The sequence below is a fragment of the Betaproteobacteria bacterium genome (genome assembly GCA_009377585.1).
GTDB lineage: Bacteria > Pseudomonadota > Gammaproteobacteria > Burkholderiales > WYBJ01 > WYBJ01.
The window spans coordinates 19,269-41,714 of the sequence record WHTS01000028.1; the positions used below are offsets into that span (position 1 = coordinate 19,269).

At 66.1% G+C, this 22,446-nt stretch carries 23 protein-coding genes; 12 read left to right on the forward strand and 11 right to left on the reverse strand.

Going from position 1 to position 22,446, the window contains the following annotated elements; translation table 11 throughout:
- Positions 1 to 7 precede the first annotated feature (7 nt).
- The 9 genes from GEV05_11520 to GEV05_11560 all read left to right on the forward strand — a co-directional run bounded on the left by GEV05_11520 (position 8) and on the right by GEV05_11560 (position 9,115).
- The gene (locus GEV05_11520) at positions 8 to 1,999 is read left to right on the forward strand and encodes a hypothetical protein (protein ID MPZ44013.1); all 1,992 of its coding nucleotides are present in this window, start codon (positions 8 to 10) and stop codon (positions 1,997 to 1,999) included.
- 345 nt (positions 2,000 to 2,344) lie between these two features.
- Positions 2,345 to 3,478, forward strand: a complete 1,134-nt coding sequence (locus GEV05_11525; protein ID MPZ44014.1) for a hypothetical protein — start codon at positions 2,345 to 2,347, stop codon at positions 3,476 to 3,478.
- Positions 3,479 to 3,490: 12 nt separating this feature from the next.
- Positions 3,491 to 4,042, forward strand: a complete 552-nt coding sequence (locus GEV05_11530; protein MPZ44015.1) for a TRAP transporter small permease subunit — start codon at positions 3,491 to 3,493, stop codon at positions 4,040 to 4,042.
- A 27-nt stretch (positions 4,043 to 4,069) separates the two neighbouring features.
- Complete coding sequence (locus tag GEV05_11535; GenBank protein ID MPZ44016.1) at positions 4,070 to 5,350, forward strand: TRAP transporter large permease subunit; 1,281 nt, start codon at positions 4,070 to 4,072, stop codon at positions 5,348 to 5,350.
- Complete coding sequence (locus tag GEV05_11540) at positions 5,350 to 6,192, forward strand: taurine dioxygenase (protein MPZ44017.1); 843 nt, start codon at positions 5,350 to 5,352, stop codon at positions 6,190 to 6,192. Before GEV05_11535 ends, GEV05_11540 begins: the two co-directional genes overlap by 1 nt.
- A gap of 73 nt (positions 6,193 to 6,265) precedes the next feature.
- Positions 6,266 to 6,805 (forward strand): superoxide dismutase family protein, encoded by a 540-nt coding sequence (locus GEV05_11545; GenBank protein ID MPZ44018.1) that lies wholly within the window; start codon positions 6,266 to 6,268, stop codon positions 6,803 to 6,805.
- Positions 6,806 to 7,038: 233 nt separating this feature from the next.
- Complete coding sequence (locus GEV05_11550) at positions 7,039 to 7,500, forward strand: hypothetical protein (GenBank protein MPZ44019.1); 462 nt, start codon at positions 7,039 to 7,041, stop codon at positions 7,498 to 7,500.
- Positions 7,497 to 7,856 carry a DUF2891 family protein gene (locus GEV05_11555; GenBank protein ID MPZ44020.1) on the forward strand — a complete coding sequence of 120 codons (360 nt, stop codon included), beginning with the start codon at positions 7,497 to 7,499 and terminating at the stop codon, positions 7,854 to 7,856. The genes GEV05_11550 and GEV05_11555 overlap by 4 nt, the downstream gene beginning before the upstream one ends.
- Complete coding sequence (locus GEV05_11560; protein MPZ44021.1) at positions 7,703 to 9,115, forward strand: amidohydrolase family protein; 1,413 nt, start codon at positions 7,703 to 7,705, stop codon at positions 9,113 to 9,115. The genes GEV05_11555 and GEV05_11560 overlap by 154 nt, the downstream gene beginning before the upstream one ends.
- 8 nt (positions 9,116 to 9,123) lie before the next feature.
- Here the strand turns inward: GEV05_11560 and GEV05_11565 are convergent, their stop codons facing one another.
- Positions 9,124 to 10,128 (reverse strand): glycosyltransferase, encoded by a 1,005-nt coding sequence (locus GEV05_11565; GenBank protein ID MPZ44022.1) that lies wholly within the window; start codon positions 10,126 to 10,128, stop codon positions 9,124 to 9,126.
- A 23-nt stretch (positions 10,129 to 10,151) separates the two neighbouring features.
- On the opposite strand from GEV05_11565, the gene GEV05_11570 reads away from it, so the two are divergent.
- Positions 10,152 to 10,853 (forward strand): hypothetical protein, encoded by a 702-nt coding sequence (locus GEV05_11570; protein MPZ44023.1) that lies wholly within the window; start codon positions 10,152 to 10,154, stop codon positions 10,851 to 10,853.
- Positions 10,854 to 10,933: 80 nt separating this feature from the next.
- Here GEV05_11570 and GEV05_11575 read toward each other — a convergent pair whose 3' ends face one another.
- From GEV05_11575 to GEV05_11590, 4 genes are all read right to left on the reverse strand, one after another.
- Positions 10,934 to 11,836: a methyltransferase domain-containing protein gene (locus GEV05_11575; GenBank protein ID MPZ44024.1), complete on the reverse strand. Its 903-nt coding sequence runs from the start codon at positions 11,834 to 11,836 to the stop codon at positions 10,934 to 10,936.
- A gap of 31 nt (positions 11,837 to 11,867) precedes the next feature.
- Positions 11,868 to 12,239, reverse strand: a complete 372-nt coding sequence (locus GEV05_11580; GenBank protein MPZ44025.1) for a 6-carboxytetrahydropterin synthase — start codon at positions 12,237 to 12,239, stop codon at positions 11,868 to 11,870.
- A 204-nt stretch (positions 12,240 to 12,443) separates the two neighbouring features.
- Positions 12,444 to 13,451, reverse strand: coding sequence for a zinc-binding dehydrogenase (locus GEV05_11585; GenBank protein ID MPZ44026.1), 1,008 nt, complete (start codon positions 13,449 to 13,451; stop codon positions 12,444 to 12,446).
- A gap of 4 nt (positions 13,452 to 13,455) precedes the next feature.
- The gene (locus tag GEV05_11590; protein MPZ44027.1) at positions 13,456 to 14,301 is read right to left on the reverse strand and encodes a GTP cyclohydrolase; all 846 of its coding nucleotides are present in this window, start codon (positions 14,299 to 14,301) and stop codon (positions 13,456 to 13,458) included.
- A 540-nt stretch (positions 14,302 to 14,841) separates the two neighbouring features.
- Between GEV05_11590 and GEV05_11595 the strand changes: the two genes are divergently transcribed.
- Positions 14,842 to 16,383, forward strand: coding sequence for an aldehyde dehydrogenase family protein (locus GEV05_11595; GenBank protein MPZ44028.1), 1,542 nt, complete (start codon positions 14,842 to 14,844; stop codon positions 16,381 to 16,383).
- A gap of 58 nt (positions 16,384 to 16,441) precedes the next feature.
- Positions 16,442 to 17,023, forward strand: a complete 582-nt coding sequence (locus tag GEV05_11600; protein MPZ44029.1) for a DJ-1/PfpI family protein — start codon at positions 16,442 to 16,444, stop codon at positions 17,021 to 17,023.
- Positions 17,024 to 17,088: 65 nt separating this feature from the next.
- Here the strand turns inward: GEV05_11600 and GEV05_11605 are convergent, their stop codons facing one another.
- The 6 genes from GEV05_11605 to aceF form a co-directional block, all read right to left on the reverse strand.
- On the reverse strand, positions 17,089 to 18,540 hold the full coding sequence (locus GEV05_11605; protein ID MPZ44030.1) for a ribonuclease G: 1,452 nt from the start codon (positions 18,538 to 18,540) through the stop codon (positions 17,089 to 17,091).
- A gap of 10 nt (positions 18,541 to 18,550) precedes the next feature.
- On the reverse strand, positions 18,551 to 19,171 hold the full coding sequence (locus tag GEV05_11610; GenBank protein MPZ44031.1) for a septum formation inhibitor Maf: 621 nt from the start codon (positions 19,169 to 19,171) through the stop codon (positions 18,551 to 18,553).
- Entirely contained in the window at positions 19,168 to 19,638 is a 471-nt protein-coding gene (rlmH, locus tag GEV05_11615; protein ID MPZ44032.1) for a 23S rRNA (pseudouridine(1915)-N(3))-methyltransferase RlmH, read from the reverse strand. Before rlmH ends, GEV05_11610 begins: the two co-directional genes overlap by 4 nt.
- A gap of 17 nt (positions 19,639 to 19,655) precedes the next feature.
- Positions 19,656 to 20,036 carry a ribosome silencing factor gene (gene rsfS / locus GEV05_11620; protein ID MPZ44033.1) on the reverse strand — a complete coding sequence of 127 codons (381 nt, stop codon included), beginning with the start codon at positions 20,034 to 20,036 and terminating at the stop codon, positions 19,656 to 19,658.
- Complete coding sequence (gene nadD, locus GEV05_11625; protein ID MPZ44034.1) at positions 20,033 to 20,818, reverse strand: nicotinate-nucleotide adenylyltransferase; 786 nt, start codon at positions 20,816 to 20,818, stop codon at positions 20,033 to 20,035. The genes rsfS and nadD overlap by 4 nt, the downstream gene beginning before the upstream one ends.
- A gap of 130 nt (positions 20,819 to 20,948) precedes the next feature.
- Positions 20,949 to 22,337 (reverse strand): dihydrolipoyllysine-residue acetyltransferase, encoded by a 1,389-nt coding sequence (gene aceF / locus GEV05_11630; GenBank protein ID MPZ44035.1) that lies wholly within the window; start codon positions 22,335 to 22,337, stop codon positions 20,949 to 20,951.
- Positions 22,338 to 22,446: the final 109 nt, after the last annotated feature.

Consider the following 22,446-nt stretch of genomic DNA (forward strand, 5'->3'; position numbering starts at 1 on the left):
AGGAGCAATGAACACGCTGCTGGAAGCGCGCATCGCGAGCTTCGCCAAGTGGCGCTCGGAGATGGTTTCGGGCATCGAGTTCTACAAGTCGTGGCTCGACTTGAACGGCATCGCCGACATCCAGCAGTCGCTTCGTATCTACGACCTGGTCGAGAGCCTCAAGCACGACCGCATCACGCTCGCCTTCATCGCGGAATTCTCGCGCGGCAAGACCGAGCTCATCAACGCGATGCTGTTCGGGCAGTTCAAGCGCCGCATCCTGCCCTCCGACGTGGGCCGCACCACCATGTGCCCCACGGAGCTGATGCACGATCCGAACGACGAGCCCTACATCCGGCTGCTGCCGATCGAGACCCGCAGGCGCGCCGAAACGATCGCCTCGCTGAAGAGAAAGCCGGTCGAGTGGATCAAGATTCGCATCGATCCGACCTCGGAAACCGAGCTGGTCGAAGCGCTGAAAGCGCTGGTGCAGACCAAGACGGTCACGAAGAACGAGGCGCTGGCGCTCGGACTGTACGACCACGCAGCCGACGAAGCCACCACCGTATTGCTCGACGATCCCGACAGGATCGAGATCCCCGCCTGGCGGCACGCGCTCGTCAACTATCCCCATCCGCTGCTCGCGAACGGCCTGGTGGTGCTCGATACCCCGGGACTGAACGCGCTCGGCTCGGAGCCCGAGCTGACGATGAGCATGATTCCAGCCGCGCACGCGGTGCTTTTCCTGCTCGCGATGGACGCCGGCGTCACCCGCTCCGATCTGGACATCTGGCGCAAGCACGTGCAGCCGCGCGTGCCGCGAAGGCTCGCGGTGCTCAACAAGGCCGATCTGTTGTGGGACGACTTCAAGAGCGACGAAGAGATCGCGGAAAGCATGCGGGTGCAGGTGGAAACCACCGCGCGCGCCCTCGAGCTGCCGGCAAGCTCGGTGCTCGCCGTATCGGCCAAGAAGGCCCTGGTCGCGCGCATTCGTGGCGACGCGGCCTTGCTCGCACGCAGCGGCATAGAAGCCCTCGAAAGCATGCTCGCCGATGAAGTCGTGCCGGCGAAGCAGGAGATCATGCGCGCCGCGATCGAGCGCGAGATCGGCACGATGATCGAAACCTCGCGCCAGTCGATCGTCACCCAGTTCAACGCCCTGCGCGCCGAGCACAAGAGCCTGAAGGAGCTGGCGGGCAAGAACCACAACGTTGCTGCAGCGATGCTCGCGCGCCTGGAAGGCGATCGCGCGAATTATCTCGACTCGGTTGCCCGCTATCGTGCTGCGTTCGACGAGATCGACCAGCGTGGCCGCGCGCTGCTGGAGAGCCTTTCGGAGGACGCGCTCGAAACGCTCATGAACAAGGACCGCAAGTACATCGAGAATGCCTGGTCCACGGCCGGACTGATGAAGAACATGCAGGGGCTGTTTGCGCACTTCGCCGTGCAGTCGGACCGCATTTTGAAGTTTTCTCGGGAGATTCTCGGCCTGGTGCAGTTCGCCTACCTGGATTTCCAGGACACGGCAGGGTTCGAGGCGCTCACCCCGCCCCTGCTCAACCTGGAGAAGCATTCGCTCGCGATCCACCACCTGCGCCAGACCACCATCGAGTACTGCCACCACCCGAAGCAGATCCTCACCGAGAAGCATTTCCTGGTGCCGAATTTCTACGCGAGCCTGGTGGCCGAGGCGCGACAGGTCTTCCAGACGACGCGCACCGACACCGAGAGCTGGCTGCGCGCGGCGCTCAATCCGCTCGAAGCCGCGATCAAAGCGCACGAGGTCCAGCTCGACAAGCGGGTGGAAAACCTGCGCAAGCTGCAGGAGAACCTGCACTCGGTGGGCAGCCGCAGCAAGCAGCTCGAACGCGAGCTGCTGGCGCTGAAGGGCCAGCACGACGTGCTCGTCTCGATTCGAAAGAACATCAGCGCCGTAGCACCGGCCGCCGAAGCGCCGGCGAGCCAGGCCGTCTCGCCGGCGAACGAAGCGCGGATGAGCGATACGGCGCGGGCCGCCTAGTGTCCTGAGTCAGAAGTTCGTCACCCCCGCGAACGCGGGGGTCCAGGCGGAGTCTCGTTCTGGATTCCCGCTTGCGCGGGAATGACGAATTACGACGAATTTGCGATTCACCACACTAGAACACCCACGTACTGCTTCGCCCTGGTCGCTCAGGGCGCAAATCCTGGCGAACCGCCCGCAATGGCGGGGTGGGCCGCCTCCGGCCAATCCGTATCCCGACCTGCTGCATGTAGCCGCCCGCCTTGACCTGCGTAGAGCCTTGCTATAGCTTGGCCCGAGCGCAATGGAATATTCCGCCACAGTCGAGCGGACCAGCGCCCAGACGAATTCATTCGAGGAGGTTTCATGGAACGTCGCTGCGTGCAGTTTTCGTTCACGAAGGCGCTAGCGCTGGCTGCCGCGCTCGTTGCGTGCCTGGGGGTGGCAACCGGCACCTCCGCCCAGGACAAGCCGCAAAAAGTCGTGCTGCGCTTCGCGGCCGACTTCCCGCCCCCGCCGCACCCGGCGGGTCTTGCCATGAAGTACTTCGCCGATCGGCTGCCCGAGGTCATCCCGGGGAGCGAAGCGCGGCTCTACTTCGCCGGCGCGCTCTACACCATTCCGGAAGCATTCGAGGCGATGCGCTCGGGCAACCTGGAGATGACCTGGATGCAGATGGGCAAGGCGGCCCCGGTCGATCCGTGGATGATGACGGTCATCGGTCCGGGCATCCTGACCACGGTCGGCGCGGTCGACAACATAGAAAAGACCAAGACTTTTCAGATGCTCACCGAACGTCTGGCGAAGAACCAGCTCATCAAGGTGTTCGGCGCCGGCCACATGAGCTTCGGCATGGGCGTGGGCGGCAAGAAGCGCTATCTCAAGCCCGAGGATTTCACCGGCACCAAGGTGCGCAGCATGGGTCCGGCGGAAAACCCGGTGCTCGAGTCGTGGCAAGCCAATCCCGTCGTCATGGGCTTCGGCGAGGTCCCGAGCGCGCTCGAATCCGGCGTGATCGACGGGCTGATGACCAGCATCGGCGGCTGGCTGAGCGTGCGCCAGCAGGCGCCGTTCTACACCACCGGCGGCGCCGGCGTCTTTACCGGCGACTACTACATGATCAGCGCAAGCCGCAAGTGGTGGGACAAGCTCTCCCCGGCGACCAGAGGCGCGCTGGAGAAGCTGATCGCCGAGACCATCCAGGTGCAGAAGGAGCTCAACTGGTGCGTCGACAAGATGACGTACGAGAAGTACGGCACCAAGGATCCGTCCAAGCCCGGCGTGTACTGGATGACGCCGAAGGAAGTGACGGCGCTGACCAGCCAGCTTGGCGACGGGCCGATGAAGTGGGTGAAGAGCAAGACGCCGCAAGCGGCGAACCAATGGGTGGACACCTTCCGCAAGGAAGGCCGGGACCTCTCCAAGCAGAACCCGCCCGGCAGCTCCTGGATCGAGAAGGTGGACTGCGCCAAGCACGCCTCGAAGATCGTCATCAAGTAGGCGCGGGCCGGCGTGGAAAAGGCCTATGCGCTGTGGCGCGCGTTCCAGGATCGGATCCTGGCGCGCGCCGCGGCCGTGCTGCTGCTCGGGTGCACGCTGCTCGCGTTGCTGGAAGTCGTGCGCCGCTACATCTTCGGCCACTCCTTCGAGTGGCAGCAGGACGCGGTTACTTTCTTTACGCTGAGCGGCGTCTTTCTGTACTTCGCGATGTCCCAGCGCAAGGACGCGCATCTCAACGTCATGATCCTGCCGGAGCTGTTCGCCGCAGCCGGTCCGCGCGGGCGGCGCTTGGGCGAGATCGTGCGGCTGATCGCGCTGGTCTTTTCCTTCGTCTTCCTCTGCGCCGTGGTGTACTGGGGCATTCCGGAGGTCGAGGACGCCATCCATTACGAAAGCCGCACGGAAAGCCTCGCGTTTCCGATGTGGCCGTTCCTGCTGGCGCTGCTGGTCGGCTTTGCATTCATGGCGCTTACCATGCTGTTCCAGATCTACCGCGACGTGCAGAAGCTGCGCGGCGTGTCGGTGCTCGAAGAGCCTGTAGATGAAGACGAGATCGTGCACTGAGACGCAGCCAGGTTAGGGGAGGGAGAAATGCACGTCGTCTGGATCGTCGGCTCGGTACTGCTCGTATTGAGCGTACCGATCGGCATTGCGCTCTCGGCAGCCGCCGCCGCCTATATCGCGTTCGATCCGCTGCTCGAACCGACCGTGATCTTTCGCCAGTTCTTCAGCTTCATCGGCCGCTACTCGCTGATCGCGATTCCGCTGTTCATCTTCGCCGGCTTCCTGATGGAGAGAACCGGCCTGGTCGGACAACTGTTCCGCTTCGCCGACGCGCTGGTCGGCTGGCTCCCGGGTGGCTTTGGCGTGGCCACGGTGCTCGCGTGCGTCCTGTTCGGCGCGATCTCGGGCTCGAGCGTGGCGATGGCGGCGGCAATGAGCGTGATCGCCATTCCGGAGATGATGAAGCGGGGCTACCCGGCCTGGCTCGCGGGCGGGCTGGTCGCAACCGCGGGCGGCATCGCGATGCTGATCCCGCCCAGCATCATCCTGGTCATCTACGGGATCATCACCGAGACCTCGATCGTGGCGCTGTTCTTCGCCGGCGTCATTCCGGGCCTGCTGCTCGCGCTCGGCAACGCCCTGAGCGTCATACTGATCGCGATGTGGCTGAAGCTCCCCCGCGGCAAGTTCGATCGCAGCCGGCTGTGGCCGGAGACCAAGGGCGCGCTGCCCGCGCTCGGCATGCCGGTCGTCATTCTGGGCGGGCTGTACGGAGGCGTGTTCACCCCGACCGAGGCGGCCGCGGCGGGCTGCGGCTACGCATTCATCTACGGCCTCATTTCCAAGCGCATGGAGTTCGTGCGTGCGCTCATCCCGACCGCCTGCAAATCGCTGAATCTCACCGCGGTGATCATGTTCCTGATCGGCAGCGTCGGCGTATTCCAGTTCCTGCTCGCCAACCTGTACTGGCCGCAGAAAGTCACCGAAACCGTGGTGAGCTGGGGGCTAAGCCCACTCGGCTTCATCTTTGCCTTCATGGGCGTGCTGATCTTCCTGGGCATGCTGGTCGACGGCGTGGCCATGGTGCTGCTCACGGTGCCGGTTGTGTTTCCGGTGGCCCTTGCGCTAAATATCGATCCGATCTGGCTCGCGATCATCATCACGCTCAATGTCGAGATGGGGGTGGTGACCCCGCCGGTGGGGCTCAACCTGTTCACGGTCAGCGGAACCGCGAACATTCCCCTGCCGCAGGTGCTCAAAGGTACGATACCGTTTTTCCTCGGCGACCTGGCCGTGCTGCTGCTGGTGATCTTCTTCCCGGCGCTGGCGACCTGGTTGCCGGGGGTATTGGCCAAACCGGTGTTCTGATGGATTCGGGCCCGTATCGTCATATCGAGGTGCAACCGATCGCCGGCGCGATCGGCGCCGAAGTACATGGCGTGGACGCTTCGCAGCCACTCGCAGCGGACGTGATCGGCGAAATCCGGCGCGCATTTCTCCAACACCTGGTGATCTTCCTGCCCGGGCAGAAGCTCTCGCCGCAGCAGTTGCTGGCCTTCGCGCAACGCTTCGGCGAGCCGATGGAATACCCGCAGTTGCGAGGTTTGGCCGAATGTCCCCTGGTCACGCCGGTCGTCAAGCTCGAGCATGAGCGGCACAATTTCGGCGGCGTGTGGCATACCGACACGAGCTATCTCGACCAGCCGCCGATGGCGAGCATGCTGTACGCGCTGGAGCTTCCGCCCTACGGCGGCGATACGCTGTTCGCGAGCCAGCACGCCGCCTACGAAGGCCTGTCGGAAGGGCTGCGGCGCGCGCTCGACGGTCTGATCGGCATCAACAGCTCGGCCAAAGCCGAGGTCACACGCTCGCGCGAGGACCGGCTGCGCGAGGCCGGCGTGCAATCGAAGGTCCTGACCGGCAAGCATCCGATCGTGCGCACGCACCCGGAAACGGGCCGCAAGGGCCTTTACATGAGCCTCGGCCACACGGTGCGCTTCGACGGCTGGAGCGAGGACGAGAGCAAGCCGCTGCTCGACTACCTGTTCGCGCACCAGGCGAAGCCGGAATTCACCTGCCGCTTCCGCTGGTCGGCGGGTGCGCTCGCGTTCTGGGACAACCGCTGCGCCTTGCACAATCCGGTCAACGACTATCATGGCTTCCGCCGCCTCATGCACCGCGTGACGCTTCGCGGCGACAGGCCGGTCTGAGACAGGTCCTTGGGCGCGGGGATTGCAAGCGGGAAGCGCGTACAAGCACGGTATGCACATAGGAGAACGGGCAATGAGGCTTTTGGCTTTTGCATGCGCCGCGTTCGCGCTGACCGGCTGCCAAAGCGTTCCCGACGAAAACGCGCGGGCGACCGCGCAATTGGAAAACGCGCGGGCGACCGCGCAGTTGTTGCCGACACAGGGCAACAAGACTTTCGGCGAGGCCACATTCGAGCAGGTCGGCTCGAAAGTGCGGGTGGCCATCTTCGTGCAGAACCTGAAGCCGGGGCAGCAACACGGTTTGCATATCCACGAAGTGGGCGATTGCGGCAACCAGGCCGAAAACGCGAAAGACCATTTCAACCCCTTCGGCAAGCCGCATGGGTCGCCGAAGGGCACCGAGCACCATGCCGGGGACCTGCCGGCGCTGATCGCAAACAAGCGAGGCCGCGCCAATGTGCAGCGGGACGTCGACCTGATCACGGTGGGCACCGGGCCTAGCGGCATCGTCGGCCGCAGCCTCATCGTGCATGCCAAACCCGACGACTACAAATCGCAGCCCGCGGGCGACTCCGGAGACCGGATCGCCTGCGGCGTCATCCGCGGCGGCTAGTTGACCGGTTCGACACACCAGCGCGCGCTGTTTGGCATGAAGAGTGGAGAAACGTTATGAGGTTTCTATTGCTGCCGATGGCCCTGGCTGCGGGCTGCGTGAACGCTGCGCAGGGCGCCTATCCCGACTCGGGGGCCCGGGTCGACTGACCTGGTGGCGCGTTTGCCGACGCGGGTCGCGCCGGCAAACGCGCGCGGCCTCGGGCCAAGGACTTGGACTTCAGGGAGCACGTCATGGCTAAGGACGTAATCCGACTCTCCGCGACGGAGGTCGTGACGCGGCTCGAGCGCAAGGAGGTCTCGCCGTTCGAGCTGATCGACGCGCTCGAAGCGCGCATCGCCGCGGTGGACACGGCGGTGAATGCGCTGCCGACGCTGTGCCTCGATCGGGCACGCTCGCATGCACGCGAGCTGATGGCCGGACGAAGACGCGAGGCCGAGGGCGAGCCCGGGTGGCTTGCCGGGCTGCCGGTGGCGATCAAGGATCTGGTCGATGTCGCCGGCGTTCGCACCACCTACGGTTCGCCGATCTTTCGTGATCACGTGCCGGCGACCTCGCACCCGCTGGTCGAGCGCATCGAGCGCAAGGGCGGCATCGTCTACGCCAAGTCGAACACACCGGAGTTCGGCGCGGGCAGCAACACCTTCAACGAAGTGCTGCCCATTGAACCGCGTGGCGGCAGCGTCCCGCAATGACCCCGCCACTGACGACGGCCGAGGCTTGGTCGCGGCTGGTTTTGAAGGCGATTGACCAGGAGTACCCGAACAAGCCTGCGGTCGTGGTGACAGGTGACGCCGACGTGTTGCCGCCGCGGGCGATGTTTCCGGCCTTTCACGGCTGCTTCGACTGGCACAGCAGCGTGCATGGGCATTGGCTGCTCGTCCGGCTGTTGCGGCTATGCCCGGAAATGGCGACCGCGGCCGCAGTCCGGTCAACGCTCGACCGGCACCTGAGCGCGGAAAACCTGCAGACCGAGGCGGCTTTTTTTTCGCGGGGCGAACACAAGTCGTTCGAGCGGGAAGCCCAGTCCCAGCGCCGCAAGCAGCGGTGACGCTGCTGCTCGATACCTCGGTCGTCATCGCTTCGCTCGACGCCGACGAGCCGAGACATATCGAATGCGATCGCAAAGCTGCGCGACCACTTGCGCACCCCGGGGCCGGCGTAGGCGGCACTGTTTCGCGCGAAGCTTGCCTTGGCCGTGCCGTTCGCATAGATTGCTCCTTCCGGACCGGCTTCAACGGTCCGCATGCACCGAATCGCGACTCAACGAACTGGGAGAGCGACATGATCGACATGCATGCCCACTGGCGACCGGCCGAGCTTGCCGACGCGCTGCGCAGTCGAAGCAACGAACCACGCATCGTCAAAGGCGCGAACGGCGCCGAAGTGCTCAAGTCCCGCATGGGCGAAGAAGCCTTGGCGAACGCGTTCGACGACCCGCAGTTCCATCTCGCCAAGATGGAGCGCCTCGGCGTAGGCACCAGCGTGCTGTCGCTGCTCGGGTCGTTCTGCTGGGTCGAGTCGCAGCCGGTGGAAACGGCTACGACCTTGTGCCGTATGGTCAACGATCGGTTCTCCGCGCTGTGCCAGGCGCATGAAGGCAAGTTCGCCGCCTTTGCCGCACTGCCGCTCACGGACCTGGCCGCAGCCGCGGAGGAATTCGAGCGCGCGCTCGAGCTGCCGGGCATCGTCGGCACGCAGGTTCCGGGCAATGCGTTCCTCACCAGCACCGAGGCCGAAGCGATGCGCCCGCTGCTCGAGATCGCCAACCGCCGCCAGGCGCTCATCTTCATCCACCACGGCCCGCGTCCCGGCGACAAGTTTCCCAAGGTCGGGCGCGAGACCGACAATGCGCGCCGCCGCAACGGCACCCTCGACATGCAGGCGAGCCTGTCGTCGGTGATGACGACGTTGTGCCTGACCGATTTTCTCGCGCCGTATCCAAACGCCCGCGTTCTCGTCCACAATCTCGGCGGCAATATCCCTTATGAGGTCGAGCGCATGGACCACCGCTGCCTGCTCGACACCCCGAACGAGGAGCTGCCGTCGGCTCGTTTCCGCCGCGCGCGCGTGTATGTCGATTGCAACTCGTTCGGCCCGCGCGCCATCGAGGCGGCGGTGCGGCTGTACGGGGCCGATCGCATCGTCTGCGGAACCGACGGCACCGAGTTCGGCGTCGACTGGACCAGCAAGTCGCTGGCGGAAGCCGACATCGGCACCGCAGCGCGCAGCCAAATCCTGCACCGCAATGCGGCGGCGCTGCTCGCGCCGCTGGCGCCGATCGCCAGCCAGTACCGGGCAGCCGCGTAGCAACGCTGCTACGCCTCGGCAAGCATCGACTCGCAGGCGGCCCGGAAATCGACGAACGTGGCCTCCCAGCCGCGCACAGGCTCGCCTGCGAGATTGCGCTCGAACGTAGCACGTAGCGCCGGATCGGCGATGAGCGCGCGCAAGTAGTCGCCGAACGCCCTCCAGTCCTCGGCGGGCGCAACAAAACCCGTGGTGCCGTGTCGGACGATGCGCTCGGCCGCGCCCACACGAAAAGCCAGCGCCGGCAAACCGACCGCAGCCGCCTCGGCCAACGCCATGCCGTAAGACTCGAACAGGCTCGGCTGCAGCAGCAGATCGGCAGCCGCCATCCTGGCCGCGACTTGCGGCTGCGACTGCACGCCGTGGAACGTGATGCGCTCGATCAATCCCTTGCGTTCGGCTTGCGCTCGCAGGCGGCCGGCGATGTCGCCGTCGCCGGCCTGGCCAACCAGATGCCAGTGCCATGGCTCATCCTGCAGCCGCTCCAATACCTGCAGCGCCCCCTCGTGGCCTTTCGCCGGAAACAGATTCGCCACGGTGAGCAACGAGATCGATCGGCCCACGCTCCGAGGCGGGCGCCGCTTAAAGGCCGCGCCAACGCCCGGCTCGCAGACGAAGAGTCGTTTTCCGGGCCAGCGCGCCGCGATCGTGGCGGCGATCTCCCGCCCGGTGACGATGTAGCAATCGGCCAGCAACACCGCCCGATCTTCGGCGGCATGAAGGCCCGATGCGCGCGCGCGATCGAGCCCCGGGTCCAACGAAGGCAAATAGTGCAGCAGCAGGCCGATGCGTTCATGCGCCAGGCGCTGAACGCGATCCAGCAGCAGGCTGTCCCAGACCAGGAGATCCCAGGACGACGGGGCCGATGTGTGCGAAGGATCGACGATTGCCAATGGCCAGCCCGCGCGGGCTGCGTGGTCGAAAAGCTCGCGATTGAACACATTGCCGCCGGAAGGCATGCTGCCGGGCACTGCCTGGACGATCGCGATCTTGCGCCGAGCCATGAAGGTCATGATAACTGCCACGATGCGAACGCATGGACCGTAGCCTGCCGCTGCAATCCGAGCTGATCCGCTGGAGCACCGGCCATGCCGCCGGGATTGCGCTCGCCGGGGTGGCAGCCGCTATGGGTTTCCCGGTGTGGATTCTGTCCGTGGCAGCCGCGGTTTCCTTCGGAATTCTGCTCTACCGCTGCCGAGGCCGCTGGACACCCGGCGGACACCTCGGCCCGGCCAATGCGGTGACGTGTGCGCGCATCGCCGGCATCCTCCTCCTGCCGGGCTTTGCGCCCGGCCCGCTCGCGGGCGCATTGGCCCTGGCCTTGTTCGCGCTCGATGGCGTCGATGGTTGGCTCGCAAGGCGCGCGGGACTTGCCGGCGCGTTCGGCGAATTCGCCGACAAGGAAGGCGATGCGCTGCTGGTGCTGATGCTGTGCGTGCTGCTGTACCGGATGCCCGAAGGCATCGGCCCGTGGATCCTCGTGCCAGGTATGCTGCGCTATGCGTTCGTCCTGTTCGTTGCGATGGCAAGGCCGCCGCTCGTGCAGGAGGTTCGCACGCGCAAAGGCGCCTGGATCGCCGGGCTCATGACCGTCTCCCTCATCGCCGCATTTGCGGCTTACCCGAGCCACTTCCAATACGTGCTCTGGCTGGTCGCCGCCATGACGCTGCTGTTGTGCTATTCGTTCGCTGAAAGCACGTGCCGCATGTACGACAAGCGCGCGCTCGGAGCGAGCTAGCTAGCGCGGTTGCGGGGAGAGGGCAGCTTCGTGTGCCCGCCGCGCGGGCAGTTTCCTGGGTAAGGGTTGGCGTAAGGGGACTATCCTGCGAATCGATCTCGAGGCCGACGAGCGAGCACATCGCAGTTACGCGCGCGTAATTCGAGCTGCCGCGCCTCGAGGTGCTGCAGCCGGTCCTCGCGCCAGCGCGCGACCGCTCCCGCATCGAATCGGCCGCTCTCGACGGCCTCCTTGGCGATCAGCCCGATCAGAACGGCCAGGCAGGCTTGATCGTCGTCCGGATAGCGTCCGTCGATCGGCCGGAGATGCCAATCGGATCGACCCGCGCAGGCGATCTCGAAACCATGCCGAGGCAGAAGCGCTTGCAGCCGCTCGCCGCAGCGCGCACCGCCCGTGCTTTCGTCGTTGCTCTTGCGCGCTTCCATGGAGGCGTTGTAGCAAGCAGCCAGCTCGGATTCGAACGCCGCATCGCGATATGGCGGCCCGAGCTCGGTCTGCCCGTCGTAGTTGATGGCTGCATACAAGTAACCGTCGGGTCGCAGCCACTGTGCGAACCGCTCCAAGGCGGGCGCAAGCGGCACGAGGTCCATGACCGCGTGAGCGACGATCGCGTCGTATCGAGATTGCGGACGATACGATTCGAGCCCACAGGCGACGAAGCTCGCGGCGAAGCGTCCGTCCTCGCTTTCGAGCCGGTCGCCGCGCCAGGCGGGCCGGCACCCGCGCTCGGTCAGAAGTCGCAGCGTATCAGTGCGCGCGCGCTCGATCAGATCGTGGTTGCATTCGAGCAACGTCAGGCACCAGGGGCGCGAGGGCCGCCACTCGAGCATGCGCCGCACCGTTGCGCCGGTGCCGGCGCCGACGTCCAGGCAATCGAGCACGGGCATGTCTTGCAGGCCGCGCATCCATGCGCTGCGAACCGAGGGGTTGACGCTGCGCTCGTCGAGCGGGTACTTGGCTGCAAGGAAGTCTGCGAACGACATGCTGGGGCGATTTCTATCCGGGAGCGTAGCGCTACTCGGGACCGTACCCGGCCCAATCGCGTTCGTTCTCCCAAAGCCTGATGCTGAGCGTTAGACGATCCGACGCAAGCTTGGGGCCGAGCTCGTCGTAGAGCACCTTGGCGAAGCGTTCGAGGCTCGGGTTGAGATCGGCGAAAGGCTCGATCTCGTTCAGGGTCCGATCGCGATAGCGAGCGAGCGTTGCCTCGATCGCACGCTCGACCTCGACGATGTCGGCGAGATAGCCGTGGCGGTCGAGCGTCGCCGCGCGCAGCAGTACTTCGAGGCGGTAGTGATGGCTGTGCTTGCGGTTCTCGGCACCCCAATCACCGCCGATGAGGAAATGCTGGGCGATGAAGTCGCGCGTCACGGCAAGACGGTACATGTCGGTACTCTCCAGTTATCGACGCTCCGGAAAGTGGCTGACAAGCCCCTTTCCGCAATACGCTCCCCTCTCCCTCCGGGAGAGGGGTTGGGGGGTGAGGCCGGGAATTCGCGGACCATGGTCCGCGCCGGCCGAACGGCATCGGCCTGCATGCCGATGCGCGCACTGCAAGTGAGGGAGCGAGCGGTGAAGCTCAAAAGCTCGCTAATAACGGAATCCCACTCGCATCACGCCATCGGGCCGCGCGCACAGCATCTCGAATGCCTCCTGGCACTGCGTCAAGGGAAAGAACCGCGTCGGCAGGCGCTCGGGCCGCAACCGTTCGAGCGTCCGCCAGGCCAGCGCCATGCGCCGCGCCTTGTTCCAGCGTCCGGTCAAAGCGGGCGCGAGCGTGCTCACTTGGCTGGAGATGAGCCGCAGCCGGTTGCGATGAAAGCGGCTGCCGAGATCCACCGGCGCGGTGCGCGTGCCATACCAGGAGCCGATCACGATACGGCCATCGAACCCGGTCGCTTCGAGCGCGAGATTCAGCGCCGCCATGTCGCCCGACAATTCGAGCGCGACGTCCGCATCCAGGCCTGCCAGGCGTTCGGCACACTGCGCCTTAGCGGAGGAATCGAGCGTTTCGGTGATGCCCCATTGCCGTGCTTGCTCGCGCCGCCAGGCGAGCGGCTCGACCGCGACCAGCCGCGACAGGGGGAAATCGCACAGCAGGCGCGCGCTGAGCAGGCCCACGGCGCCCAAGCCGAACACGATCGCGCGTTCGCCGACGAGCGGCGCCGCATCCATCACCAGCGTGAGCGCGGTCTCGACCTGCGGTAAGTACAGCGCGGCCTCAGGCGCTACGCCGGCGGGCACGCGCTGGCACGCCGATACCGGCGCCACGACCCGGTCCTGGTGCGGATGAAAGACGAATGCCAGCGCGTCCTGCCACAGCCGATCGACCTCCGGGCCGAGCTCGACGACCCGGCCGACCAGAGCATAGCCATAGGCGAACGGATAAGCGAAGGCGGCGCCTTGCAGGCTTGCGATGCCGGTGTCGAGCGCTGCGCCCGGCGGGAAAGCGCCCGCATAGATCATCGCTTCGGTGCCGGCGCTGATCGCCGAGCACAGGCTTGCGATCGCCACCTCGCCCGGGCCGGGCGGGCGCAGCGCCACTTCGGCCGATTCGACGCGGCGCTCGGCCACGTGCAACAAGGCTCGCGCGCGCATGACCTCAAGATCCGCCCAATGGGCCGTGAATGATCAGATCGCCGCCCAACGGCTGGTATGCGCAGCCGACGATAGAGAGCGGCGGCGAATCGGAAGCGGCGCTTCGGTCCATGGTCTTGAGACCGCCGAACATGAGCTTCGGCGCCACGGTGATAACGCAATAGTCCACCAACCGGTTGTGCAGGAAGCTCTCGATCACGGTCGCACCGCCTTCGACCATGAGGCAATCGATCCCTTCGGCCGCCAGACAGCGCAGAGCGGCGCCGAGGTCCACGCGCCCGATCGCGTCTGCGGGCAAGGTGCGTACCAGCGCGCCGCGCGCTTCCAGCCGTGCGATCCGTTCTGCCGCCGCAGCAGCGGTCGTCAGCAGCAGCGGACGCCGCTCGGGATGGGAAAAGAGCCTCGCGTCCTCGGGCATGCGCAGACGACTGTCCAGCACGACCGGACGCGGATCGTTGCCTTCGCACAACCGCACCGTGAGCCGAGGGTCGTCCGCGAGGATGGTATTGATGCCGACGAGCAGGCCCTGGTGATTCGAGCGCAGCACGTGGGTCATCAGGAACGATTGGTCGGAGCTGAGCGTCACGGGCCGCGCCGGCCGCGCCGCGATGCTGCCGTCGATGCTCTGGGCGTAGCACAGGGTCACGAACGGCGATCGCGCGCGAACGTGCCCAAGCGCCGAGAGGCGCTCGAACAGCGGCGCGAGAAACGCCATGTCGTCGGCGACGGGTTGCAGCGGAACCATGACACGGAAAGGATTCGTGACTGCCATCGTCGGCTCCTGACTGGGACGAGCGCACAGGGCGGCGCACGATCGAGCGCCGCATCGGACCGCCAGCGCCACCGGCATTGCGCGTGCCTGGTCGAGCGGCAGCCGCGTGCCCGATTGTCGTCCATTCGCCCGGTTGCGGGAATAACAGCGGCATCGTGTGTTCCGGGCACATGAAATGCCCTTCACACCCGTCCTCGCACCACGCCTCTATGCGGGCGTTGAGCCAGGACGACAACATCCGCTTCCCGGCGTGACGCGCACTCGCGTTGTCGCGCCAGCACTCTTGCCGTCCATGCTCGAGGCCGATGCCCTCGGCCCGACCACTTGCGTGCCGGTTTCGACGATTTGGCGCTTTGCGGACCGGCACTGCTCCCGTTAGAATCCCGCCACCCGCGATCGTCGATCCGGCCATAACGTATACGCGCGAAAACGCGAATCCCACCCAACGAAACCGACTGCGACGGTGGACCTGGATCCGGTGCGCGCACGACCCAGCGCACGCGCGCGGATCATCGGCTTGTCACCCGCCCGCTACTGATTATTCCTGCCGTGAGACGACCCCATCGCACTCAGCGCAAGCAGCTTGCGGACGTTCCGTTCCGGCTCACTTACGCCACCATGTTCGATCCGCCGCGCGAACTGCACGAGCAGTTCGATGCGGCGTTGGCGGAGGTTCGCTCCAATCTCGGCGTCGAGCATGCGATGCTGATCGGCGGCGAGGACGTCCGGGCCGACGGCCAGTTCGAGTCGCGCTCCCCGATCGACGCCGACTGGCTGCTCGGCCGGTTCCAGGAAGGCTCGCCCGAGGATGTGGCCGCGGCGGTGCGCGCGGCGCGCAGCGCGTTTCCCGCCTGGGCCGCGATGCCATGGCCGCGCCGCGTCGATATCCTGCTGCGGGCCGCGGCGCTGCTTGAAGCGAGCGTGTTCCATCTTGCCGCGGCCGTTGCACTCGAAGTCGGCAAAAACCGGATGGAAGCGCTCGGCGACGTGCAGGAAACGATCGACCTCATGCGCTGGTACTGCCGGCAGATGCAGGACAACCACGGCTTCGTGCGCGACCTGCCGAAGGATCCGCTGCCCGGATTCTCCAGCCGCAACTTGAGCTTCCTCAAGCCGTATGGCGTGTGGGCGGTGATCGCGCCGTTCAATTTTCCGTTCGCACTGGCTGGCGGACCGGCAGCCGCGGCCTTGATCGCGGGCAACAGCGTCGTCTACAAGGCGGCCAGCGCCACACCGTGGAGCGGATGGCTGTTGGCGCAATGCCTGCGAGCGGCGGGCCTCCCCGCGGGCGTCTTCAACTATCTCACCGGCAGCGCGGCGCGCGTGGGCGATCCGCTGGTGCGCCATCCCGACATCGCCGGGATCACCTTCACCGGCTCGTATGAGAGCGGCATGCAGATCTTCCGCACCTTCGCCGCCCACCCGCATCCGCGCCCGTGCATCGCCGAGATGGGCGGGAAGAACGCCGCGATCGTGAGCCGCAATGCCGACCTCGACCGTGCGGCACTCGGCATCGTGCGCTCGGCATTCGGACTGCAGGGGCAGAAGTGCTCGGCCTGCTCGCGCGTGCTGGTCGATCGCGTGGTGACCGATCAGCTCGCGGACCGGATCGTCGCGCAAACGCGTGCACTGCGCATCGGCGACCCGACCGCGCGCGACAACTGGCTGGGGCCGGTGATCGATCGCTCGGCGTATGAGCGCTTCATGCGCATCGCCGCCGAGCTGGAGAACGACGGCCAGCTCCTGTGCGGCGGGCGCACCTCGACCGAGGGCGCCCTGGTGCGCGGCTACTTCTGCGAGCCCACCGTGGCGCAGTTGCGCCTCGAGCATCGCCTGTGGTCGCAGGAGCTGTTCCTGCCCATCGTGCTCATGTTGTCGCCCGTCGGCGGGCTGGAGGAAGCGATGGAGGCGGCCAACGGCTCGAATTTCGGACTCACGGCCGGGTTCTACGGCGCGCGCGAGGAGATCGAATGGTTCCTCGAGCGCATCGAAGCCGGCGTAACCTACTGCAACCGCCCGCAAGGCGCGACCACCGGAGCCTGGCCCGGCTACCAGCCGTTCGGTGGCTGGAAAGGCTCCGGCTCCACCGGCAAGGCGGCGGGATCGTTCTATTATCTGCAGCAGTACCTGCGCGAGCAGTCGCAGACCATCGTCGACTGAGCTTCGCTGGATTCCCGTTTTCACGGGAATGACGGTGTAACACAAGGAGACAGTCGCCATGAAAGCTGCGCTGGTCGTATTCGACGGCATGACGATGCTGGATTTCATCGGCTTCTACGACGCGATCACGCGCCTGCCGCGCATGGGCTTCATGCCGGACATGACCTGGAACGTCTGCGCACGCACGCCGCAGGTGAGCGACGAGCGCGGCCTGCGTCTGTTGGCCGACCGCGTAGGCGAGAGCCTCGAAGGCTACGATCTGCTCTACGTGCCGGGGGGCATGGGAACACGCGCACTGCAGCACGATTCATCGTGCGTCGAGTGGCTGCAGACCGCGTCCGGCGCGCAATACAAGGTCTCGGTCTGCACCGGAGCGCTGCTGCTGGGCGCAGCCGGGTTCCTGCGCGGGCTCACCGCAACCACGCATCCCTCAGCACTGAAAGAGCTGGAACCGTACTGCGCCAAGGTCGTGCGCGAGCGAATCGTCGACCAGGGCCCGATCGTGACCGCGGGCGGGGTCAGTACCTCGATCGATCTCGGCCTGCACATGGTCGAGCGCCTGGCGGGCAGCGAAGCACGCGCGAAGATCGCGCAGCAGATGGATTATCCGTATACGCCGCAAGGCATCGTCAAAGCTTGACAATGCCGGGGTCAGGTCTTGCATGTTGCACGGTCACTTGTGCAACATGCAAGACCTGACCCCTATTACATGAGGATCACATCGTACTGCTCCTGCGCATACTGGGTCTCGACCTGCAGCGAGATCGGCTTGCGGATGAATTCCTCCAGCAACGCCAGGTGCGGCGATTCCTCGTCCAGGAACATGTCGATCACGTCCTGCGAGGCGAGGATGCGGAACTCGCGCGCGTTGAACTGGCGCGATTCGCGCAGGATGTCGCGCAGGATCTGGTAGCAGACGGTCTGCGCGGTCTTTAGAACGCCGCGGCCCTGACATACCGGGCACGGCTCGCACAGCACGTGGGCCAGGCTTTCGCGCGTGCGCTTGCGCGTCATTTCCACCAGGCCCAGCTGGGTGAAACCGTTCACCGTCATGCGCACGCGATCGCGCGCGAGCGCCTTGCGCAGCTCGTTCAGCACGGCGTTGCGGTGCTCCTCGCTCTCCATGTCGATGAAATCGAGGATGATGATGCCGCCGAGGTTGCGCAACCGCAGCTGGCGCGCGATCACCTGCGCCGCCTCCAGGTTGGTCTTGAAGATCGTGTCGTCGAAGCTGCGGATGCCGACGAAGGCGCCGGTGTTGACGTCGATGGTGGTGAGCGCCTCGGTCTGATCGATGATGAGATAGCCGCCGGACTTGAGCTCCACGCGCCGCGCGAGCGCCTTCTCGATCTCGTCCTCGACGCTGTGAATGTCGAACAGCGGCCGCTCGCCCATGTAGTGCTGGACGCGGGCGGCGACATTCGGGATGTAGTCCTCGGCGAACGCCAGCACCTTGCGATAGGTCTCGCGCGAATCGAACAGGATGCGCCCGGTATCCTCGTGCACCATGTCGCGCAGCACGCGCAGGCTCAGCGTGAGATCCTGGTACAGCGGCGCCGGCGGGCTCGCCGTGGTCGCCTTCTGCTGGATCCCGGCCCAGAGCTTGCGCAGGTAGTCGAGATCGAAGGCGAGCTCGCGCTCCGAAGCCGCCTCGGCCACGGTGCGGATGATGTAGCCGCCGCCGCAACCCTCGGGCAGCAGCTGCGTGAGCTTCTCGCGCAGCACCGCACGCTCGGTCTCGTCTTCGATGCGCTGCGAGATGCCGATGTGCGACTCCTGCGGCAGATACACCAGCAGCCGGCCCGCGACGCTGATCTGCGTCGAAAGCCGTGCGCCCTTGGTGCCGATCGGATCTTTCACGACCTGCACCATGAGACCCTGACCTTCGGAGAGCATGCGCTCGATCGGGCGCGGGCCTTCGTTGCTGCGCGCTTCCCAGATGTCGGCGACGTGCAGAAACGCGGCGCGCTCCCAGCCGATATCGACGAACGCCGATTGCATGCCGGGCAGCACGCGCACGACCTTGCCCATGTAGATGTTGCCGACGAGCCCCAGCGCGCCGGAACGCTCGACGTGCAGCTCCTGCACCACCGCCTGCCGCATGATTGCCACGCGCGTCTCCTGCGGCGTGACGTTGACCAGGATGTCCTCGCTCACCGGCGCGCGCTCACGGCAGGCTCAGCCCGAACGACTCCAGCAGCTCGACCGTTTCGTAGAGCGGCAGCCCCATGACTCCGGTATAGCTGCCGGAAAGATGACGCACGAAGGCGCCGCCGCGGCCCTGGATCGCGTACGCGCCTGCCTTGTCGAGCGGTTCGCCGGTCGCGACGTAGTTGCGTATCTGGGTCTGGGTGAGTGGCGCCAACTCGACCGTCGAAGTGGAAAGACGCGTCTCCAGGCGTTCGTGGCGGCCGACGGCAACTGCGGTCAGCACCTGGTGCGTGCGCCCCGAGAGCTCGGTCAGCATGGCGATCGCGTCGCCTTCGTTGGCGGGCTTGCCGAGAATGCGCTGGTCCAGCACGACGGTCGTATCGGCCGCCAGCACCGGATAGGCCGGCAGGCGGCGCTGTATCAGCCGCAGGTTGGCCGCCTCGGCTTTCGAGCGCGCCACCCGCAGCACGTAATCGGCGGGCTCCTCGGCCGCCACGGGCGACTCGTCCACGTCGACGCCGCGGCGGGAGTCCTCGCGGAAATGCACGATCTCGAAGGAGATGCCCATCTGCTTCAGCAGCTCACGCCGGCGCGGGCTGCGCGAAGCGAGGTAGATGCGCTTGCTCGGTACGTTCATGCGCGGTGGTAGGGATGGCCGATCGTCAGGGTATGCGCGCGATACAGTTGTTCGGCGAGCACCACTCGCGCCAGCCCGTGCGGCAGCGTGAGCGGAGACAACGACAATAGCATGGTTGCGCTCGACTTCAAGGCCGCCGACAGCCCGTCCGCGCCGCCGACCAGGAACGCGATGTCGCGCCCGGCGCCGCGCCACTTGGCAAACTGGCGGGCGAAGGCGACGCTGTCGAAGCTGCGGCCATGCTCGTCGAGCGCGAGCCGCAGGCAGCTTTCAGGCAATGCGGCCTCGATGCGCTCGGATTCGCGCTCCAGGACGCGCGCCACCGCCATGCCAGCCGCGCGCTTTTCGGGTTTCACTTCCTTGAGCTCGATGCGCGCGTCGCGAGGCATGCGGGCACGGTAATCGTCGAACCCGGCCGCAACCCAGTGTGGCATGCGAACCCCGACCGCGACGATGAGTATGCGCATCGCGGCCGTGGCCGGCGTCACTTCGCCGCAACGTCCGCTGGCACGGCCGCCCGGCGGCGGCTCGCCTTGCGCGGGGGACGCGCGCTCCACAACTCTTCCAGGTTGTAGTGGGCGCGGATGGCTGGCAGCATGACGTGGACGACGACGGCTCCCAGGTCGACCAGGATCCACTCGGCGTTCTGCGCGCCTTCGACGCCGTTGACCTTCGCGCCGAGCGCCTTCGCCTTCACCTGGACGTTATCGGCCAGCGACTTCACCTGCCGGGTCGAATCGCCGCTGGCGATGATCACACGATCGAACATCGAGGTGAGCTTCACCACGTTCAGCACGACGATGTCGCGCGCCTTGATGTCCTCCAGGGCCGTGACGACGGCTTTGACGATCCGATCGATTCTCATTGCGAGGGGTACAAGCGATGGGCGGCAATATAATCAATCACGGCCGGTGGCAGCAAATAGCGCACGCTCGCCCCTCGCGACATTCGGACCCGCAGGTCCGAGGCCGAGATCTCCAACAGCGGAATCGGTAGGTGGACGATGGCACCGGCCGGGGCGTCGGCAAGAGCGCCCGCCCGAGGGACGACGGCGACGGCAGGAGCGTTGGCGCAAGGCGGCACGACGGCGCCAGCAGAAGCGCCGACCGAAGGTACGATAGCGCCGGCAGAAGCGCCGGCGCGAGGCGGCGGCGGCACCGGATCGGGAACGAAGCGCCGGTGCCATTCGGCCGCGAGCTCAGCCGACTGGCGCACGGCCTCGTCCAGTGTGTAGCCCGGTCGGGTCGCGACGGCGATGTGCGCCAGGTCGAACAGCTGCAGCCAGCGGCTCCACGCCGGCAGCCGCAGGAACGCGTCCGCGCCGAGAATCAGCCATATCGGCCGCGTTGCACCGAGCTCGGCACGCAGCTCGTCCAGCGTGTCCACCGTGTAGCTCATGCCTTCGCGCCGTAGCTCCCGGTCGTCCACCGCGAGCCGCGGATTATGCGCCGCCGCGAGTCGAGTCATTTCCAGCCGTTGATGGGGCTTGGTCCCGGGGCGCGCGCGCAGGTTGGGCAATGCAGCCGGAATGAGCCGCACCTGCGTAAGCCCGAGCGCATCGGCCGCTTCTTCGGCCAGCCGCAGATGCCCGTAATGCACCGGATCGAACGTGCCGCCGAGGATGCCGATCGGCCCCGTCTCATCCATTCCCGGCGCCCCCAGGAAAAGGGGCCAGGCTCGAATTTCTGCACGGTTGCGTGCAGATCATGAAATCAGACGACAGGACATATCGGCCGCGATGGGTTCGAAAGAAATCGAGCCTGGCCCCTTTTCATCATCACAACACCAGGCGACGGATGTCGCCGAGGACCGCGCTCAGGAAGGTGATGAAGCGAGCGCCCTGCGCGCCATCGATGACGCGATGATCGTAAGAAAGCGACAAAGGCAGCATGAGCCGAGCCTGCAGCGCGCCGCCGTCGCCGTAGACCGGCTTCAGCGCCGTGCGCGAAACGCCGAGGATCGCGACTTCCGGCGCGTTGATGATGGGCGTGAACGCCGTGCCGCCGATTCCGCCCAGGCTCGAGATCGAGAAGCTGCCGCCTTGCATGTCGCCGGGCGCGAGCTTCCTGTCGCGCGCGCGGCCGCTCACCTCGGCCAGCTCGCGCGCGATCTGGAGCGCGCCTTTCGTGTCGGCATCGCGGATCACCGGCACCACCAGGCCCTCGGGCGTATCCACCGCCACGCCGATGTGGAAATATTTCTTGACGATGAGCGACTGGCCATCGGGCGCGAGCGAGGCATTGAACTGCGGAAACTGCTTCAGCGCCGCCACGCACGCTTTCATGACGAATGCGAGCAAGGTGAGGTGCACGCCCTCCTTCTTCGCCGCCTCGCCCTGCGCCTTGCGGAAGGCTTCGAGCGCCGTGATGTCCGCCTCGTCGTGCTGGGTGACGTGCGGGATCATCACCCAGTTGCGGGCGAGGTACGGTCCCGAAATCCTCTGGATGCGCGACAGCGGCACGCTCTCCACCGCACCGAACTTGGCGAAGTCGACCTGCGGCCAAGGCGGCAGATCGAGCCCGACGCCGCCGCCGCGGGCTTGCGGACGCGTGAGCGCTTCCTTGACGAACGCCTGCACATCCTCCTTGAGGATCCGGTCCTTGGGTCCGGTACCACGCACCTGCCCCAGGTCTACGCCCAGCTCGCGCGCCAGACGCCGTACGGCCGGGCTCGCGTGCGCGAGCGCGAAAGCCGCTTCGTCGACCTCGGCAGGCGCAATCGGCGCGCGCGCCGTTGTGCTCGGCTGTGCCTGCTCGGCAGGTACATGCTTGCCGGCAGTGTCGGCACGCGTTGGCTCGGATGGCGTACGGGCCGCGCTCGTTGGCGGCGCGCTGGCCGGCTGCGTCGCGGCCGATTCCTTCGCTGGCTGCGGCGATGCGTCCTTTGGTTCGGCGGTCTCGCCTGGCGCCGCGGGCTGCGCACCCGATTCGGAATCGAGCGTCAGCACGAGCGACCCTTTGGAGACCTTGTCGCCGACCTTGACCTTGACGTCCTTGACCACACCGGCCGCGGGTGCCGGCACGTCCATCGTGGCCTTGTCCGATTCGAGCGTGACCAGCGGATCCTCCGGCTTGATCGAATCGCCCGGATGGACCAGGACCTCGATGACGGGGATGTCCTTGAAGTCGCCGAGATCGGGGACCCTAACCTCAATGGAGGAAGACATGGGGCTAGCCGAGTGAAGCGTCATAAGTGAAAAATGAAACGCAGCGACGCTGCCCGCGCGCGACATCATCGCTTCGGTTCGGCTTCAACGTTCCCCCTTCACCCTTCAC

Excerpts from the sequence above, each read along its gene's own strand:
- GEV05_11520 (MPZ44013.1), top strand. The coding sequence starts at position 8 with ATGAACACGCTGCTGGAAGCGCGCATCGCGAGCTTCGCCAAGTGGCGC.
- GEV05_11525 (MPZ44014.1), top strand. The coding sequence starts at position 2,345 with ATGGAACGTCGCTGCGTGCAGTTTTCGTTCACGAAGGCGCTAGCGCTG.
- GEV05_11535 (MPZ44016.1), top strand. The coding sequence starts at position 4,070 with ATGCACGTCGTCTGGATCGTCGGCTCGGTACTGCTCGTATTGAGCGTA.
- GEV05_11540 (MPZ44017.1), top strand. The coding sequence starts at position 5,350 with ATGGATTCGGGCCCGTATCGTCATATCGAGGTGCAACCGATCGCCGGC.
- GEV05_11545 (MPZ44018.1), top strand. The coding sequence starts at position 6,266 with ATGAGGCTTTTGGCTTTTGCATGCGCCGCGTTCGCGCTGACCGGCTGC.
- GEV05_11550 (MPZ44019.1), top strand. The coding sequence starts at position 7,039 with ATGGCTAAGGACGTAATCCGACTCTCCGCGACGGAGGTCGTGACGCGG.
- GEV05_11555 (MPZ44020.1), top strand. The coding sequence starts at position 7,497 with ATGACCCCGCCACTGACGACGGCCGAGGCTTGGTCGCGGCTGGTTTTG.
- GEV05_11560 (MPZ44021.1), top strand. The coding sequence starts at position 7,703 with ATGCCCGGAAATGGCGACCGCGGCCGCAGTCCGGTCAACGCTCGACCG.
- GEV05_11565 (MPZ44022.1), bottom strand. The coding sequence starts at position 10,128 with ATGACCTTCATGGCTCGGCGCAAGATCGCGATCGTCCAGGCAGTGCCC.
- GEV05_11570 (MPZ44023.1), top strand. The coding sequence starts at position 10,152 with ATGGACCGTAGCCTGCCGCTGCAATCCGAGCTGATCCGCTGGAGCACC.
- GEV05_11575 (MPZ44024.1), bottom strand. The coding sequence starts at position 11,836 with ATGTCGTTCGCAGACTTCCTTGCAGCCAAGTACCCGCTCGACGAGCGC.
- GEV05_11580 (MPZ44025.1), bottom strand. The coding sequence starts at position 12,239 with ATGTACCGTCTTGCCGTGACGCGCGACTTCATCGCCCAGCATTTCCTC.
- GEV05_11585 (MPZ44026.1), bottom strand. The coding sequence starts at position 13,451 with ATGCGCGCGCGAGCCTTGTTGCACGTGGCCGAGCGCCGCGTCGAATCG.
- GEV05_11590 (MPZ44027.1), bottom strand. The coding sequence starts at position 14,301 with ATGCCGGTGGCGCTGGCGGTCCGATGCGGCGCTCGATCGTGCGCCGCC.
- GEV05_11595 (MPZ44028.1), top strand. The coding sequence starts at position 14,842 with ATGTTCGATCCGCCGCGCGAACTGCACGAGCAGTTCGATGCGGCGTTG.
- GEV05_11600 (MPZ44029.1), top strand. The coding sequence starts at position 16,442 with ATGAAAGCTGCGCTGGTCGTATTCGACGGCATGACGATGCTGGATTTC.
- GEV05_11610 (MPZ44031.1), bottom strand. The coding sequence starts at position 19,171 with ATGAACGTACCGAGCAAGCGCATCTACCTCGCTTCGCGCAGCCCGCGC.
- rlmH (MPZ44032.1), bottom strand. The coding sequence starts at position 19,638 with ATGCGCATACTCATCGTCGCGGTCGGGGTTCGCATGCCACACTGGGTT.
- rsfS (MPZ44033.1), bottom strand. The coding sequence starts at position 20,036 with ATGAGAATCGATCGGATCGTCAAAGCCGTCGTCACGGCCCTGGAGGAC.
- nadD (MPZ44034.1), bottom strand. The coding sequence starts at position 20,818 with ATGGATGAGACGGGGCCGATCGGCATCCTCGGCGGCACGTTCGATCCG.
- aceF (MPZ44035.1), bottom strand. The coding sequence starts at position 22,337 with ATGTCTTCCTCCATTGAGGTTAGGGTCCCCGATCTCGGCGACTTCAAG.